This is a genomic window from Corynebacterium sp. HMSC08F01, assembly GCF_001807545.1.
GTDB lineage: Bacteria > Actinomycetota > Actinomycetes > Mycobacteriales > Mycobacteriaceae > Corynebacterium > Corynebacterium coyleae.
In genome coordinates, this window is sequence record NZ_KV789312.1 from 70,880 (window position 1) to 87,080 (window position 16,201).

Here is a 16,201-nt window from a genome sequence, read left to right on the forward strand (position 1 = left end):
GCTTAGCCCTCCATTTCCTGGCGAATGTGCGCTGCACGGGGTTCGATGTTCTTGTTTGCCCACTTCACGTAGACCCAGGTGATCAGGAATGTGGTCAAGAACTGTGCAAGTCCGAGCCACAGTCCAAGGTTGAGGCCTAGGAAGGGCCGCGCCATGACATCGGGCGCGAAGGTAGCAAAGACGACATAGAAGACGTACCAGAGGAACGCCGCAATCATCACCGGGAAGGTGAAGCCACGGAATGTTCCACGCAGATCTTGGAATTCGGGGCTCTGTTGCATTGCCACAAACTCGTCTGGCGTGGGCTCGCGGCGCTGCGGGACAGCGGGGGAACCTGTCATTGCCTCGATCCTTTCTTGTTCACGGGATTGGGTCTTGCCTTGCCGACAATTCGCGATTCTCGACTCAACAATGTGGAGTGTAACGTATCACACACTCACGGAGAGTTGTTTAAATCCTCTCACCCCTACCCCTACCCCCGAAAAGTCACGCTTTTCGTTGCGACGAGAAAAGCCCGCCCGGCCGCTTCCACGGCCGAACGGGCTCAAATCCACTCCCAGGAAAACCTTTATCCCGGGAACGTCAGGGGATCCCCTGACATACGCTCCCCTTGCACCGCATCGAGGGTGGCAACATCTTCGTCGGTGAGCTTCACATTTACCGCGCCGAGATTTTCGACGAGGCGCTGCGGGTTCTTCCTCTTCGGCACCACAGAGCAGCCAAGCTTCATCAGGTATGCCAAGCACACCTGCGCAGGTGTGGCCTCATGGGCATCCGCGACGGCCCGGATGGCCGGGTCGTCAAAATTCTTGCCGCGGGCGATCGGCGCCCACGCCTCGGTGAGGATGTCGTGCTCCTCGTGGTAAGCACGCAGCTCCGGCTGGGTGAAACCAGCGTGCAGCTCCACCTGGTTCAGCACCGGCGTGATGCCGGTGGCGTTGATGATGTCGTCGAGAACCTCCGGGTAGAAGTTCGCGACACCCACCGACTGGAGCCGGCCCATCCCCTGCAGTTCAGCGAGCTGCTCAAACGCCTTGACGTACGTGCCGTTCTGCGGCCACGGCCAATGCACAAGGTAAAGGTCGAGGAACTCCAGGTCGAGGCGCTCGAGGGACTCGTTGTACGCCTGGAGGGCGCGCTCCTGATCGTCATTCCACAGCTTGGTGGTAATGAACAGTTCCTCGCGCGTGACGTCGCCCGCCTTAATCGCGTCGTTGATGGCCTTGCCCACCTGCACCTCGTTGTCGTAAAACGACGCGGTGTCGATGTGGCGGTAGCCCAGCTCGATCGCGGTGCGCACGGTCCGCTCCACGTCCTCGCCCTGGAGCTTGTAGGTGCCCAGGCCAAGCAGCGGGAGATCGTAGCCGTCGTTGAGCGTAGTTACCGGGATTCGCATGCGCTTTCCCCTAACGGGCGTCGAGCAGGTCGATAATGAAGATCAGGGTGCGGCCAGACAGCGGATGGCCGCCACCTGCCGGACCGTATGCCTTCTCCGGCGGGATGGTGAGCTGACGGCGGCCGCCAACCTTCATGCCCGGGATGCCTTCCTGCCAGCCTGCGATGAGGCCCGCGAGCGGGAACTCGGCTGCTTCTCCGCGGTCCCAGGAAGAGTCGAACTCTTCGCCGGTTTCGTAATCGACACCCAAGTAGTGGACTTTGACGAAGCCGCCAGCCACCGCTTCTTCGCCCTCGCCGACGGTGATGTCCTGGATAACCAGATCAGCTGGTGCCGGCCCCTCGGGGGCTTCAATGAATGGCTTTTCCATTTCCATGAGTGAGAATCTCCTTGAGGTTTGTGCGGTCGGCATTAAAAAACCGCCGGGAACTTCCCCGCGAATTATAGGGGACGTGTTCCTCGGCGGTTGAAACGTTTGGTTAGCGCTGGTCGCGCGGGACGAAGTCGCGCTTCTGGTAACCGGTGTAGATCTGACGCGGGCGGTTGATCTTGGTGTTCATTTCAAGCTGCTCGCGGTACTGTGCGATCCAGCCCGGCAGGCGGCCGATGGCGAACAGGACGGTGAAGAAGTCCGTCGGGAAGCCCATGGCGCGGTAGATCAGGCCGGTGTAGAAGTCGACGTTCGGGTAGAGCTTGCGCTGGATGAAGTACTCGTCGTTCAGCGCGATCTCCTCGAGCTTCATCGCCAGGTCGAGCAGTTCGTCGCCACCCAGGTGCTCGAGCACCTCGTGTGCGGTGTCCTTGACGATAGCCGCGCGCGGGTCGTAGTTCTTGTACACGCGGTGGCCGAAGCCCATGAGGCGGACGCCCTTTTCCTTGTTCTTCACGCGGTTCATGAAGTCGGTTGCGTCGCCACCGTGGTTGTTCTTGATGTCCTCGAGCATCTCGAGCACCGCCTGGTTTGCGCCGCCGTGCAGCGGGCCGGCCAGGGCGTTAATGCCGCCTGCGATGGAGACGAACATGTTCGCCTGTGCCGAGGCGATCATGCGCACCGTGGAGGTGGAACAGTTCTGCTCGTGGTCGGCGTGCAGGATGAGGAGCTTGTCCAGGGCCTTCGTCAGGACCGGATCGACGTGGTAGTCCTCGGTCGGGTAGCCGAACATCATGCGCATGAAGTTCTCGCGCGGGTTCAGGGAGTTGTCCGGGTACATGTACGGCTTACCGCGGGATGCACGGTAGGCGTATGCGGCGAGCATGGGCACCTTAGCCATGAGGCGCACGGTTGCCTTGTCCAGCTGCTCTTCGTCGAGCGGGTTGAGCTGGTCCTGGTAGTAGGCGGAGAGAATGTTGACCGAGGAGGCAAGGACGGCCATCGGGTGCGCGTTGCGCGGGAAGATGTTGAACGCGGCCTTGAAGTCCTCGTCGAGCAGCGTGTGGTGGCGCAGGTCGGAGTTGAAGTTGTCCAGCTGGTCGGTGGTCGGCAGTTCGCCGTTGATCAGCAGGTAGGACACCTCGTTGAAGGTGGCGTTTTCTGCCAGGTCTGCGATGTCGTAGCCGCGGTAGCGCAGGATGCCCTCTGCACCGTCGATGTAGGTGATCTTGGACTCGGTGGAGCCGGTGGAGACGTAGCCCGGGTCGAAGGTGACCAGGCCAGTTTCACCGAGGAGGTTCCCCAGCACGACACCGTCATTGCCTTCGGTGGCGCGCATGATGTCCATTTCATACTCGCCGCCCGGGTAGTGGAGTACGGCCTTGTCCTTGTTCTCAGTAGCCACTGGTTTCCCTTTCCTACGTTGGGTGTTGCTCTCGTTTTTCGGGCAACCTTTTTACGTAACGCACTCTAGCAAATATTGTGATGCGTCCGACAATGCTGCGATTGTCCTGGATGTACCACATATTTTTATGGCGTCATTGGTCGTATTGGGATGGTATCGCTTTGCGCCGTCGGGTGTCTTGGGGCTGGTTGCCTGATGTGGGCACGTGCGTCCGATAGGCTTAGTTTTCGTATTGCCAGGCGGAAGGAGTCCTATGCGCGAGCTTGTTTTCTTGGAAGACGAGTCGACGGAGACGTTTTTTGTGCTCCGCGACGAGGAGGGTGTGCGCTATCAGCTTGCCCGTGAGGAGCTTGCGCCGTTGCTTATCGACGACTCCCCCGCCCCGGAAGAACCAGCCACCGATACCGAGGTGACTGAGGAAGAGCAGCCTGCGCAACCGGTGGCACCCGCCCCGGAGCCGCGCCCACTGCCGGAGCCGGATCCGCTCTACGCCACCCCGTTGTCGATGCGTCCGAACGAGATCCAGGCACGCATCCGCGCCGGCGCGACCGCCGCGGAGTTGGCAGAAGAGATGGGTGTGGCCGAAAGCCGCCTCGAGTCCTATGCCCACCCGGTGTTGCTTGAGCGCGCCCAGGTTGCGGAGGCTGCGAAGCAGTCCCATCCGGTGCGCGAGGATGGCCCGGCGAAGCAGACGTTGTTGGAGATCCTGGCTACCTCCTTTGCTGCCCGTGGTCACTCGATTTCCGATGCGGAGTGGGATGCCACCCGCGAGCAGGGCGACACCTGGGTTGTGCGCGTTACCTGGCAGGCGGGCCTGACGGAGAACGAGGCCTTGTGGTCGTTTAAGCGCTCCATGGGCGCCGCGGCCCAGACTGAGGCGCGCAACGCTATGGCTGCGGATCTGACCGATCCGGATTTCGCCCAGCCGGTGCGCTCGCTGTCTGCGGTGCGTTCCTTGCACGGCGAGCAGGATGAGGCTGCGCCGGCCGCGCCCGTCGAGATCCTTCAGGATGCACCCGCCGAGGAGGGCGAGGTGCTCGAGGGCGATTTCCTGCGCCACCCGGATGAGGAGGAGCAGCCACAGAAGCGTCGCCGCAAGTCGGTGACGCCCCACTGGGAGGACGTGCTGCTCGGCGTACGGACCAACACGAAGCGTCCGAAGCGGTAAGCCATGAGTTTCAACGCCGTTGTCACGTTGTGGTTTGTCAACACTGCTGAACCTGCGGAGGTGTTGCGTCGTGAGCCGAAGGCCGACCGCGGGTTTGGCCGAAAGCTGCTGGCTCAGGTGAATCCGGCGTGGCCAATCACGCCGATTGGGTCGTTTCCGTTGAACCGCTCGTCGGTGCCTGGCCGCGACGAGTTTTATATTGCGGGCTTCCCGGGGATTTCGGTGGTGCGCATGCGTGTGGACGTCACTGAGTTGTCCTCCCCTACCCAATGGCACACCGCGCTTCCGGCGGCGGACGTGTTCGTTATCGCGCTGGGTACGGATAGCGACTTTGGCGGCTTCGCCCACTTCAATGGCGAGAAGGTGTCGCGCAGTTTCTGCGCCACCCGCACCAGTGTTATCGAAGACATCGGCCTGCCTGAGCCGTTTGAGGCCCCCTACTGGGCGGGCGAGAAGGCGGAACAAGCAGGCGGGATCGCGCTGCCGTTTGAGCCGAAGGACCTTGCGCTTGCCGCCGAGGAAGCCTGGCTGGGTGCGGAGATCGGCCAGAACGGCCCGGACATCAACGTGGTGGGCTATGCCGTTGACGGCCGGCCTGAGCCGAAGATTGAGGAGCCGAAGCCGGCCACCAAGTCGGTCAACGAGGTCGCAGCGAAGTTCGCGGAGCGCGATAAAGTTTACGACGACTACGAGGCCGAACAGGAAAAGCAAGAGGGCGACGAGTTTGCCGAGTTGGCGGACGCGTCCGTCGCCGCCGCGAAGCGTGTCGGTCGGGGTGTGCGCCGCCGTGCGGTGCAGTGGGCGTCTGCGCTGAAGGAGCGCATCCGCCACATCGACCGCTAACCCGCTCGCCCCGCTAGACGGGCTAGCCCGGTTAGCGCATGCGCTCGTAGAACGCGATCGCGGCCGAGGTGGCCACGTTCAGCGAATCGGTGCCCGGCGCCATCGGAATCTTGGCGCGCACGTCGGTAGCACGCATGGCGTGCGGGGTCAGCCCCGGGCCTTCCCCACCAACAAGGAAGGCAACTTTGTCGTGGCCCTGGATGGCATCTTTAAGTTCGACGGCGTCGTCAGCGGGGGTCAGTGAAATGAGCCACCAGCCGTCGTCGTGAAGTTCGGCGAGCGAGCGCTGCCACGTCGTCGGGGTGCCCTCCAGGTGCGCGAACGGGGTGCGCAGCACGTGCCCCATGGACACGCGCACACTGCGCCGGTAGAGCGGGTCAGCGGTCGCCGCCCCGAAAAGCACGCCGTCGACCCCCATGCCGGCGGCGTTGCGGAAGATGGACCCGATGTTTTCGTGGTCGCCGACCCCTTCCAGGATCACCAAGGTGCGCGCCCCTTCGAGCACCTCGGAAACGGTGAGCGGCTCCGGCTTATCGGCGGAGACCAACAGGCCGCGGTGCATGTCGTATCCGGCAACCTCCCCCATGATCTGGCGGGTGATCTCGTACACCGGGATGCCGCGGCGCGACAACTCCTCGCCGTAGTCGGCCATGAACGACTCAAGCCGTCCCCCGAAGCCGAACACGGCGCGCACCGGAAAGCGCGACTCGACCAGCCGGCCAGCCACCAGCGGCCCCTCGGCGAAGACAAGGTTTTTCTCCTTGTCGGAGTGCTTCAGGTCGCGGATGTCGTCGAGACGGGGGTCGAGGGGGTCGTCGATACGCAATTGCATTTAGCTAATCGCTGCCATGATCGGGCCCTGCGCGAAGTACACGACGAACAGGGCGGAGATGAGCCACATGATCCAGTGGATGTCCTTCGCCTTGCCGGCGAACAGGGACAGCAGCGCAAACGAGATGAAGCCGACGCCGATGCCGTTGGCGATGGAGTAGGTCAGCGGCATGGTGACGATGGTCAAGAATGCCGGCAGCGCGACCGAGAAGTCGTTCCACTTGATCTGGCCGACCTGCATCATCATGAGCGCACCGACGACAACGAGTACCGGTGCCGCGGCCTCGATGGGCACGACCTCGTAGAGCGGGGTGAAGAACATTGCGAGCAGGAACAGCACACCGGTGACCACGTTGGCCAGGCCGGTACGAGCGCCGTCGGCGATACCTGCCGAGGAGTCCACGAACACCGTGTTCGACGACGCCGACGCGCCACCACCCACGACTGCGCCGAAGCCTTCGACGACGAGGGCACGCTTCATGTCGGGCAGGACGCCGTCCTCAGCGGCGAGGCCAGCCTGGCGGCCAAGCGCCGTCATGGTACCCATGGCGTCGAAGAAGTTCGCCAGCACCAGGGTGAACACCAGCAGGGATGCGGAAATGACGCCGATGTTGATAAACGCACCAAACAGGTCGATGTTGCCCACGATGGACAGATCCGGGATGCCGCCGAAGGAATCCGGCAGCTCCGGCACGGCCAAGCTCCACCCCTGCGGGTTGTCTGCGGACGAGCCGGAACCCGTGATCGCCTCCACAATCATGGCAACAATCGTGGTCAGGATGATGCCGATGAACAGGCCACCACGCACGTTGCGCACAACCATGAAGCCACAGATGAACAGGCCGATGATGAACACGAAGGTCGGCCAGGATGCGATCGAGCCGCCGGTGCCCAGCTGGACCGGAACGGTAGTCATGGCGGCATCCGGGATGCGGCGGACAAAGCCGGCATCTACAAGGCCGATGGTGGCGATGAACATGCCGATACCGACACTCATAGCCACCTTCATCGAATCCGGAATAGCGTTAAACACGGCGGTGCGGAAACCGGAGATGGCCAGCAGCACGATGATGATGCCGTCGATAACCACCAGGCCCATCGCTTCCGCCCAGGTCAGACCCTGCTGGCCCACCATGGTCACGGCGACGAGCGTGTTAATACCCAAGCCGGCGGCGATGCCGAAGGGGTACTTGGCAACCAGGCCGAACAAGATACACATCACGCCAGCAGCCAAAGCGGTGGCGGCCGCTACCTGCGGGATGCCCAGCACGGTGCCCTCGCGGTCGGGGCTGGTGCCGATGATCAGCGGGTTGAGTAGCACGATGTATGCCATCGCGAAGAAGGTCACTACCCCGGCACGCACTTCGGTGCCCACCGTGGATCCGCGCTCTGTGATGTGGAAGAAGGCGTCCAGCCCGCCGCGCGGCTGCGGCTGGTCCTTATTCATTTTTGCTCCCGTGGTCGTACTCACGGGGGCTTAGCTTTTCACTCTCCCTGGGCAAACGCAACTATTTTGCTGCCCCAGTGATTGGAATTACTTAGGAGTTTTCTACTTCCGTGTCCGAGTGCGCGCCGCAACCGTAGGAAGACGCAACGACATGGCCGTCGGCGGAATACTCGTTGGTACAAGCACCGAAGTGCTCCCCCACCGGTTCCGCCATGGGGATATAGAAGGCGCAGGTGCGGCACGACAGGGCTGCCTTTTCGGCAAACTCGCTGTTTGGCCCGTAGTCGCCGGTGCGCCAGCGGTGCTTCGCGTCCTCTAGTCCTTGTTTGGTCAGGTAGTGCTTGGTTTCGCGGCCCGGGAAGGTAATGGCGTCGCGGGCGAAGGAGTCGTCGGTGACGCGCTCGTCGTCAGGCAGGAGCTCCAGCACATCGCCTGGGCCCAGGTCGCCGGGGCGCAGCCGCTCGGAGTACGGCACCCAGTCCGGCGCTTCGAGCGCACCTTGGGAGGGCACGAGCGCGACCTCGTTGACGGTGACCACGTTGGAGCCGTCCGCGCAGGCGATGACGGCGTTCCATTCCCACCCGGCGTATCCGGGCACGTCGGCTTCGAAGCGGTGCGTGGCAACATTGCGGGTCAGCCCGGTAACACCGATGTGTTCGCCGATGTCGCCGTCTGCGATTTCTTCAAGCGCCTCGAGCGCAATAGCTATTGCATCGTTGCCAAGCAACGGGTTGCGGGAGCGAGTGCGTTTTCTGGATCGTGACACGCTTACCCATTATGCGCGATGTAGTGCAGGATGTAACCCATGGGTCATCGTGAAGCTTTGTCCGCTCTGTCTGTTATCGCTGCGCTTTCGGGCGGTTTGCTTGCTGGCTGCGCGCCGGAGTCGTCCACCCCAAGCGTCGAGCACCTTCGCGCCGAGGTGATCGAGCGCCTCCCGTTCGACCAGACCAGTTTCACGCAGGGCCTCGAGGTCACCGCTGACGGCAACCTCTACATTGGCACTGGCCAGGAGGGCGAATCGCGCCTGTACACCCGCACTATCGCTGGCGATGAGCTCGCGTCGGTTGATTTGGATCAGCAGTTTTTCGGCGAGGGCATTACGCGTATCGACGACACCCTGTGGCAGTTGACGTGGCTCGACGGGACAGCGATTCGTCGCAACGCAGAAACGCTCGAGGAGATCGGCCGCGCCTCCTATCAGGGCGAAGGCTGGGGGCTGTGCTCACGTACGGAAGCGAACGAGGTGATCTTCTCCGACGGCACCGAAGAGCTGCGCCGCATGGATCCGGAAACGCTCGAGGAGCGCGAACGCTTCACCGTCACGCTTGATGGCGAGCCGGTGGCGGGCCTCAACGAGTTGGAGTGCGTCGGTAACGATGTCTACGCCAACGTGTTCACCACCACCGACATCGTGCGCATTGACGCGGAAACGGGCGAGGTCACCGCACGTATCGACGCCTCCGCCCTGCCTAATAACGCCACCGACGACCCGAACCACGTCCTCAACGGCATCGCCCACATCCCGGGCACTGACGAGTTCTTCCTTGCCGGCAAGCGCTGGCCGGACATGTACCGGGTGCGCTTTACCCAGGCTGACTAGTTAGGATTTCTCGCCATGGCACAACGTTCAGGCAGCAAGCAGTGGAAAACCATCGTGGTCGCCCTCGTGGGCGTCCTGGCACTCGTCGGCGTGGTCTACGCCGTCATGGAGTACCAGCGCACCCGCCCCACCACTCCGGTCGATGAACTGACGGTGTCGGTGGCTGCCAACGGTGAGCGCGAGGACATCGGCGTGTACACCGTGTGCGAGTTGGACGAGGAGTGTGCCGGCGGCGACGCCCCCACCATGCAGCGCGGCGAGGGTGATGTAGTGGTTACGGTTCCTGACGAGATTGCGTCGAATAGCTGGCGCCTGCTGCTCATTTACGACGACCCGGAGGCCAACTCCGAGCGCGTCTTCACCTCCGGCGAGGCAACCGAGGAGACCGTGCCGGCTACGACCGAGTCGGGCGCGAAGCTCGTCGTTGCCGAGGTAACCACCCTGGACATTAAAAAAGGCGATGACGGGGAGGAAACCCCTGTCATCGCCACCTGGTCCGTGGGCTTTAACTAATTACGCATCCAGCTCGCGCGCCACGGCCCGCAGGATCTCCGCCACCTGGCGGCCTTCCTTGCGGTCCGGGTAACGGCCGTTGGTCAAAGCAGGCTGGACCTGGGTCTCGATGAGCGTCATCACGTCCGCGAGCATGCTTCCCAGCTCCTCCGGCTTACGGCGGTGCACTGGGCGGCGCTTCGGGGTGTCCAGCACCTTCACGCGCAGCGCCTGTGGGCCGCGACGGCCTGCGGCGAAGTCGAACTCGATGCGCTGGCCTGCGACCAGCTCCTCAACTCCCTCAGGCAGCACGGACTTACCGATGAAGACATCCTCGTCTCCCGGGTTGGATGCGAAGCCGAACCCTTTTTCGGCGTCGTACCATTTCACCTTTCCGACAGGCATGGCGCTCTCCTTCCGTAACGCATCACTTATGCAGTATCACTCGTGCAGATGTACCGCCAGTAAGTAAAACAAAATCAAAACCTTACTATTTCCGCCCGAAAATCAAGCAGTTCACGCCAGTGTGACCCAGAACACATATTTTGCATGTCGCGCCTTCGAGCTGGGGAAATGTGAGGCTTTTTCGAGTATTGCGCCCCAAAACGACACCGTTACGTGACACAATCGTTATACAACGTTAGGCTGTCCCGAGAAATTGGCGGTCAACGATGAGAGGAAACGAAACAATGGGACGCCACTCTAAGAAGACCACCTCCATGGGCAAGAAGGCTCTGGCAGGTTCTGCAGCAGCAGCTGCACTGGCTGGCATTGTTGCCCCGCAGGCAACCGCAGCACCGGATTCCGACTGGGACAAGCTCGCACAGTGCGAGTCCGGCGGCAACTGGGCTATCAACACCGGCAACGGCTACTACGGTGGCCTGCAGTTCTCCTACGGCACCTGGCTGGCATACGGTGGCGGCGAGTTCGCCCCGACCGCTAACCTGGCAACCCGCGAGCAGCAGATCGCTGTCGCCGAGCGCACCCTGGCAGGTCAGGGTTGGGGCGCATGGCCGGCTTGCTCCGCTCGCTACGGCCTGAACTCCGCGCCGACCAACCGCGACGCGCAGGTATCCAAGCCGGCCCCGCAGCCAGCACCGGCACCGGCACAGCAGGCCGCTCCGGCTCAGCCGGCAGCACAGGCCCAGGCTCCGGCCGCACAGTCCCCGCAGGTCGATGCCCTTTACGCACAGGTGCGTAACGCTATCCAGGCATTCGGCTTCCAGGTTCCGGCTTCCGTGCAGTCCAACTACGTTGCTAACCGCAACGACTACAGCGCGTTCTACGCTGCAAACCAGCCGCTGATCGACGCTGCCCTCTCCGGCGACTTCGCAGCCGTGGCAAACCTGGTCGGCGCTAACTTTGCCAACCAGGTCAACAACACCGTTGCTTCCGTGCAGCAGTCCTTCCAGGCTCGCTAAGCAATAGCGCACAGCAATCGTCCGCCCCGTTCAGGTTGTGAACGGGGCGTTTTGCTTTACGGCACAACAAAAACCGGCACGGTCAGGCACCGTGCCGGTTTTTTAAGTTCCGCTGGTTTAGCGGTTGATGCGCGTCGTCGGGTGGACGTAGCCCGTCTCTTCTGCCGGCATCGGCAGGATCAGGTCGTCGCCGAACGGGCTGGAAGCACCGGTTAACGTCGAGGTGATCTCGGTGACCGGGTGCAGGTTACCTGGGGTATTAGCGGGCCATGCGGGGTTTGCGCGCCCAATCTTCTTCACATCTTTAGCCATGCCCCTCATTCTTTCACGCCGGAGACAAAAACGCACGTAAACTCACCCCCGCAATGTCTACGTTCCCTAAATTCTTGAGTTCGCTCGATGACGACGCGCTGCACGCCCTCATCGAGGCACGCCCGGATGCCTTCTTCCCCGCCCCGCCGTCGGTGGGCTCACTCGCAACCAGGCTCGGCCTTCCCGGGTCGGCATCGCGCGCGTTGCGTCTCCTCAACGCCGCGGATCTGGCGGTGCTCGAGCAGCTCGCGGATGCCGGAGCGGAGCTTGAGCCTGTGAACGCCACCGGCTTCGGCTCCACTCACCACCTGCGCGAGTTGGCGCTCGTATTCGGTCCGGATGAGGCGTTGCGTATCGCCCCCGGCACGCTGACTGCCCTGCCTCCCGGTTGGCGCGTGACCGATACGCTGCCACCCGGCGCGACCGAGGCGCTGGCGTCACTGCCTGCGCGTGAGCGCAAGGTGTTGGACACCCTTGCGGCGTCCGGCGGGGTGGGCACAACCGCGGCGGCTGCACCCGATGCGGACCCGGATGCGCCGGTGGCCAAGTTGCTCGCGCTTGGCATGCTTGTGCGCGTCAACGAGACCACGGTGCGCCTGCCCCGCCCGGTGCGCGACGCGATGCGTGGCGCAACGCCGCGCGTGTTCCCGCTTGCACCACACGCCGTACCAGAGATCGATCAGGCCACTATCGACGAAACCGCAACCGCCCAGGGCCTCGACGCGGTGCGCCAGATGCGCCAACTGGTCATGACGCTGATGGATACCCCGGTGGTACTGAACAAAGACGGCACTGTCGGCGTGCGCGCGGCGGCAAACCTGGAGAAGGCACTTGGGTTCGACCCGAGCTTGCTTGTCACCGTCGGCGAGTCCGCGGGTCTTGTCGGCCGCGGCAACGTCGACGATGAGGATGTGCTCGCCGCCACTCGCGACGCCCTGACCTGGCTTGACGCGACACTGTCCGATCAGTGGGCGATCGTGCTCGCCGGCTGGGTGGCCTCCCCGTGGCGCGTGGATACAGGGGCGAAGTTGCTTAGCGACGACGCCCACGCCCCAGCGCTTCGCCACGCCCGCCTCACCATGCTGCGCCACGCGGGCGACATGGACCGGCTGCTTTTCCACGCCCCGTTGGAGTCGGCAGGGTTTTCCGACAAGCTCATCGCTGTGGTTGTGCAGGAGGCCGAGTTCGTCGGCGCGCTGGCCAACCATGGACAGCCGACGCCAACACTCGCGCTGCTCAACGGCGAGGACGTCGCCGCAGCAACCACCACGCTCGTGCCCGCCTCGGTGGACACGTTGATCGCCCAGGCTGACATGACGGTGCTGGCCCCGGGCCCGCTCGAGCCCGCAATGGCCGGGTTCATCGAGCGCATCGCGGATCTGGAGTCGCCTGGTCTTGCCAGCGTGTGGCGTATCTCGGAGGCGTCGGTGCGCCGTGGCCTGGATAGTGGACTGACCGCCCCGGAGATCCACGGCTGGCTGGCCGACCACGTGCTTGGCGAGGTCCCCCAGGCCATCACCTTCATCATCGACGACACTGCCCGCACCCACGGCGCCATCCGCGCCGGCGAAGCACTCGCCTACATCCGCTCCGAGGACCCGGCGCTGATCGCCACCGCAGCAGAGAAGTTAGGCCTGCGCATTCTCGCCCCCACCGTGGCCATCTCGCGCCTGCCGCTGGCAAAGCTCATGACGGCGCTGCGCACCGCAGGCCTCCAACCCACCGCCGAGGACGACCAGGGGGTTTCCGTCAACATGGCGCCTGAGCCCGCCCTGGTCGCGCCAACGCCATCGACGCTTCCGAAGTCGCGGAGGGTGGCGCCGGATCAGGTGCGTGCGATCGTCGCAAAGCTGCGCTCTGCGGAGACCACCGATGCTGGCAGCGGGAATGCGTTTGAAACGCTTCGCGCGGCAGCGCGGGCGCGCAGGCATGTCACGGTGGGCTACGTGGACAAGCAGGGACGTGGCAAGACGATCACCGTCCTGCCGCTGAGTGTCACTGCGGGCCAGGTGGACGCGCTCGACGAAGCGAAGGACCGGGTCGTGCGCATCGCCCTGCCGCGGGTGACAAAAGTGGTGCTGGCCTAGCGGCTGGCGCGCTCCAGGATTTCCAGGATGTGCTCGTAGTCCGCGCCGGTCGCGGCCGTCAGGCCCAACTCGCAGGTGCGGTTGGACGACGCGTGGCACGCCGAGCCGAACTCCTTGGCCTGTGCAGCCTCCCGCTTCGTCGCGGCGTGGGTGAGTTCGGGGTGCAGCATGCCGCGGTCACCCGCGTAGCCGCAGCAGTTCCACTCGGCCGGAACGTTTACTTCCTCTGCAGCGGCGGCCGCAACGTGCTTCAGCGTATCGACGATACCCAGGTGGGTTGCCGAACACGTCGGGTGCAGCGTCACCGACGGCACCTTGTGGTTGACCGTGAGGCGATCGAGCACGTGCTCGTCGACAAACTCGATGGCGTCGATGACCGTGATGCCGATGTTTTCAGCCATGTCGCGGAAGCCGTGCGTGCAGCTCGACGCGTCCACCACGACCGGCAGGCGCCCGCCGTCGGTAGCGGCGATGAGCTGGTCGTTGACACGGCGCTGCATGATGTCGTGGCCGGTGCTCATGCCCTTCGAGGTCCACGGGGTGCCGCAGCACATGCCGTCGATACCCTCCGGAACGACGAGGGACAGACCGGCGCGCTCGACGAGTTTCGCAAACGCCTCCGAGGCACCGACGCCATCGCCCTGCGGGCCGAACATGGAGTTCACACACGCCGGGACAAACACGCCAACAGGCTCCGCGCCCGGCGCGCCGACCTTCGTGCCGAATGCCTTGGAGCGCTTCACGCCACCCTTGGAGAGTTCCGGGCGATACTGCGGGACGGTGTCCTCGCCCACGAGCGCGCGGGCAACGTCAGTAACCTTCTGCACCAGGCTCGTCGGCATGACGTACGCACCGGTCAACGCTGCGGAGGCCAACGTGTTGCCCGGGCCCCACGCCTTCGCGGCGGCCGCCCAACCAGCGGACTTCACGGCACCGGCCTGGCCGCGGCGCAGCGACTTGATGAACTTGCCGGTGTCAATATCCACCGGGCACGCGGTGACACACATGGAGTCCACCGCACAGGTGTCGATGCCGTCGTACTGGTAGGCCTCGTCGATGTGCTTGACCAGCTCCATGTCGCCTTCCTGCAGCGCCTTCGCACGCGCGCGACGCACGACGATGCGCTGGCGCGGAGTCATAGTCAGGTCGCGCGAGGGGCACACCGGCTCGCAGTAGCCACACTCCACGCAGGAGTCGATCTCGTCTTCGACCTGCGGGTTGAGCTTGAAGTTCTTCATGTGCTCACGCTCGTCGTCAGTGATGATCACGCCCGGGTTCATCACCCCGCGCGGGTCGGCGGCGCGCTTGACCTGCACCATTACGTCGTAGAGTTCCTCGCCGTACTGGCGGCGCACGTAGGGCGCCATGACGCGGCCGGTGCCGTGCTCAGCCTTGAGGTTGCCGCCCGCGCCGAGCACGAGGTCGACCATGTCCTCGTTGAAGCCGTCGTAACGCGTGAGGTTTTCGTCGCCCTCGAAGCGGTCGGTGATCAGGAAGTGGATGTTGCCGTCCTTGGCGTGGCCGAAGATGACGGCGTCGTCGTAGCGGTATTCGTCGAAAAGCTGCTGCAGCCCACCGCAGGTGTCGGCGAGGTCCTCGACGGGCACCGCGATGTCCTCGAGCAACGCGGTGGTGCCGGACGGGCGAGCCTCCGCGACCTGGGCGTAGAGGCCCTTGCGGAACGCCCATGCCTTGGCGGCCTCCATGGGGTCGGTGCTGAACTCGGCCGGGGTCTGCAGGTCAAACTCGCGCAGGAGCTTGGAGCCGGCCTGCTCGTATTCGCGCAGCTGCTCAGCCTCGTTGGCGTGGTACTCGATGAGCAGCGCCGCCTGGCCGCCGAGTTCGAAGCCGGTGATCTGCTCCGGCACCGAATCGAAGGTGCGGCCAACCTTGATGGAGCGCGAGTCCATCAACTCCAGCGTCGCCGCCTTCGACTCAAACAGTGCCGGAAGCGAGCGGGTCGCGGCGTCCAGCGTCGGGTACACCGCAATGGTGGTTGTCTTCAGCTTCGGCACCTCGATAGTGCGCAGCACGGCCTCCGCGATGAACGCGAGCGTGCCCTCGGATGCGACCAGCAGGTGCATGAAGATGTCCAGCGGCGAGTCGTAATCCAAAAACGAATTCAGGCTGTAGCCCATCGTGTTCTTGAGCGCGAAGTGGCGCTCGATGATGTCTACGGATTCCTTGTTGTCGCGCACACGTCGCTTGAGCTTCTCAATCGTGTCCACGAGCTCCGGCTCCTGGCGCGCGAACTGCGCCTCCGCATCCGGGTGGGCGGTGTCGATCACCGTGCCGGACGGCAGGACGAAGGTGACGGATTCGATGGTGTTGTAGGTGTTGAACTCCGTACCGCAGGCCATGCCGGAGGAGTTGTTGGCAATCACGCCACCCATCGTCGCGGCGCCCTCGGACGCCGGGTCCGGGCCGATCTTGCGGCCGAACGCGGCCAGGTGCGCGTTGACCTGGCGCACCGTGGAGCCGGGCTGGACGCGCACGCGCTTGCCACCGTCAAGCACCTCCACGCCGCGGAAGTGCTTACGCACGTCCACCAGCATGCCCGCACCGCCTGCCTGGCCAGACAGCGAGGTACCGCCGCCGCGCAGCACCACTGGGGCGCCGGAGGATGCCGACGCGCGGAACGCCGCCGCAACGTCGTTCGCGTTGCGCGCTTCCACCACCACATCGGGGGTGTAGAGGAAGTGGGATGCGTCGTGGGCGTACTTGATGCGGTCGATCGGGCGCGTGGACAGCGCCTCGTCGGCGCCGAGTTCGCGGGCCAGATGCGCCGCAGGGGATGAGATGGTTGCAGTCATGAGTTCATGGTAA

General features: G+C 64.0%; 16 protein-coding genes. 6 read left to right on the plus strand and 10 right to left on the minus strand.

Features of this window, described 5'->3' with window-relative positions; genetic code table 11:
- Window positions 1-2 precede the first annotated feature (2 nt).
- The 4 genes from HMPREF3171_RS06390 to HMPREF3171_RS06405 all read right to left on the minus strand — a co-directional run bounded on the left by HMPREF3171_RS06390 (window position 3) and on the right by HMPREF3171_RS06405 (window position 3,171).
- Window positions 3-341, minus strand: coding sequence for a DUF485 domain-containing protein (locus HMPREF3171_RS06390; RefSeq protein WP_070421457.1), 339 nt, complete (start codon window positions 339-341; stop codon window positions 3-5).
- A gap of 227 nt (window positions 342-568) precedes the next feature.
- Window positions 569-1,396 carry an aldo/keto reductase gene (locus tag HMPREF3171_RS06395; RefSeq protein ID WP_070483722.1) on the minus strand — a complete coding sequence of 276 codons (828 nt, stop codon included), beginning with the start codon at window positions 1,394-1,396 and terminating at the stop codon, window positions 569-571.
- A 10-nt stretch (window positions 1,397-1,406) separates the two neighbouring features.
- A complete protein-coding gene (locus HMPREF3171_RS06400; RefSeq protein WP_070451706.1) occupies window positions 1,407-1,766 on the minus strand; it encodes an FKBP-type peptidyl-prolyl cis-trans isomerase in 360 nt (119 codons plus the stop codon).
- A 109-nt stretch (window positions 1,767-1,875) separates the two neighbouring features.
- Complete coding sequence (locus HMPREF3171_RS06405; RefSeq protein WP_083291997.1) at window positions 1,876-3,171, minus strand: citrate synthase; 1,296 nt, start codon at window positions 3,169-3,171, stop codon at window positions 1,876-1,878.
- Window positions 3,172-3,424: 253 nt separating this feature from the next.
- Here HMPREF3171_RS06405 and sepH point away from each other — a divergent pair, with 253 nt between their 5' ends.
- Window positions 3,425-4,339 carry a septation protein SepH gene (gene sepH, locus HMPREF3171_RS06410; protein WP_070483724.1) on the plus strand — a complete coding sequence of 305 codons (915 nt, stop codon included), beginning with the start codon at window positions 3,425-3,427 and terminating at the stop codon, window positions 4,337-4,339.
- A 3-nt stretch (window positions 4,340-4,342) separates the two neighbouring features.
- Window positions 4,343-5,182 carry a DUF6928 family protein gene (locus HMPREF3171_RS06415; RefSeq protein ID WP_070483726.1) on the plus strand — a complete coding sequence of 280 codons (840 nt, stop codon included), beginning with the start codon at window positions 4,343-4,345 and terminating at the stop codon, window positions 5,180-5,182.
- 31 nt (window positions 5,183-5,213) lie between these two features.
- Here the strand turns inward: HMPREF3171_RS06415 and HMPREF3171_RS06420 are convergent, their stop codons facing one another.
- The 3 genes from HMPREF3171_RS06420 to HMPREF3171_RS06430 form a co-directional block, all read right to left on the minus strand.
- A complete protein-coding gene (locus tag HMPREF3171_RS06420) occupies window positions 5,214-6,014 on the minus strand; it encodes a TrmH family RNA methyltransferase (protein ID WP_070421461.1) in 801 nt (266 codons plus the stop codon).
- On the minus strand, window positions 6,015-7,460 hold the full coding sequence (locus tag HMPREF3171_RS06425; protein WP_070483728.1) for an NCS2 family permease: 1,446 nt from the start codon (window positions 7,458-7,460) through the stop codon (window positions 6,015-6,017).
- Between the two features lie 91 nt (window positions 7,461-7,551).
- Entirely contained in the window at window positions 7,552-8,226 is a 675-nt protein-coding gene (locus HMPREF3171_RS06430; RefSeq protein ID WP_083291998.1) for a DUF3027 domain-containing protein, read from the minus strand.
- Window positions 8,227-8,265: 39 nt separating this feature from the next.
- On the opposite strand from HMPREF3171_RS06430, the gene HMPREF3171_RS06435 reads away from it, so the two are divergent.
- Window positions 8,266-9,063: a glutaminyl-peptide cyclotransferase gene (locus HMPREF3171_RS06435; protein ID WP_070483732.1), complete on the plus strand. Its 798-nt coding sequence runs from the start codon at window positions 8,266-8,268 to the stop codon at window positions 9,061-9,063.
- A gap of 15 nt (window positions 9,064-9,078) precedes the next feature.
- Window positions 9,079-9,576, plus strand: a complete 498-nt coding sequence (locus HMPREF3171_RS06440) for a DUF2771 family protein (protein WP_070421465.1) — start codon at window positions 9,079-9,081, stop codon at window positions 9,574-9,576.
- Here the strand turns inward: HMPREF3171_RS06440 and HMPREF3171_RS06445 are convergent, their stop codons facing one another.
- Entirely contained in the window at window positions 9,577-9,960 is a 384-nt protein-coding gene (locus HMPREF3171_RS06445; protein WP_070421466.1) for a cold-shock protein, read from the minus strand.
- Window positions 9,961-10,244: 284 nt separating this feature from the next.
- Here HMPREF3171_RS06445 and HMPREF3171_RS06450 point away from each other — a divergent pair, with 284 nt between their 5' ends.
- The gene (locus HMPREF3171_RS06450; protein ID WP_070421467.1) at window positions 10,245-10,976 is read left to right on the plus strand and encodes a resuscitation-promoting factor Rpf1 domain-containing protein; all 732 of its coding nucleotides are present in this window, start codon (window positions 10,245-10,247) and stop codon (window positions 10,974-10,976) included.
- A 117-nt stretch (window positions 10,977-11,093) separates the two neighbouring features.
- On the opposite strand, the gene HMPREF3171_RS06455 is transcribed toward HMPREF3171_RS06450, so the two are convergent.
- Window positions 11,094-11,288, minus strand: a complete 195-nt coding sequence (locus HMPREF3171_RS06455) for a hypothetical protein (protein WP_092101852.1) — start codon at window positions 11,286-11,288, stop codon at window positions 11,094-11,096.
- A 53-nt stretch (window positions 11,289-11,341) separates the two neighbouring features.
- Here HMPREF3171_RS06455 and HMPREF3171_RS06460 point away from each other — a divergent pair, with 53 nt between their 5' ends.
- Window positions 11,342-13,375 (plus strand): helicase-associated domain-containing protein, encoded by a 2,034-nt coding sequence (locus HMPREF3171_RS06460; protein ID WP_070483734.1) that lies wholly within the window; start codon window positions 11,342-11,344, stop codon window positions 13,373-13,375.
- Here HMPREF3171_RS06460 and HMPREF3171_RS06465 read toward each other — a convergent pair.
- Window positions 13,372-16,188 (minus strand): FAD-binding and (Fe-S)-binding domain-containing protein, encoded by a 2,817-nt coding sequence (locus HMPREF3171_RS06465; RefSeq protein WP_070483736.1) that lies wholly within the window; start codon window positions 16,186-16,188, stop codon window positions 13,372-13,374. The genes HMPREF3171_RS06460 and HMPREF3171_RS06465 overlap by 4 nt on opposite strands.
- Between the last annotated feature and the right edge of the window lie 13 nt (window positions 16,189-16,201).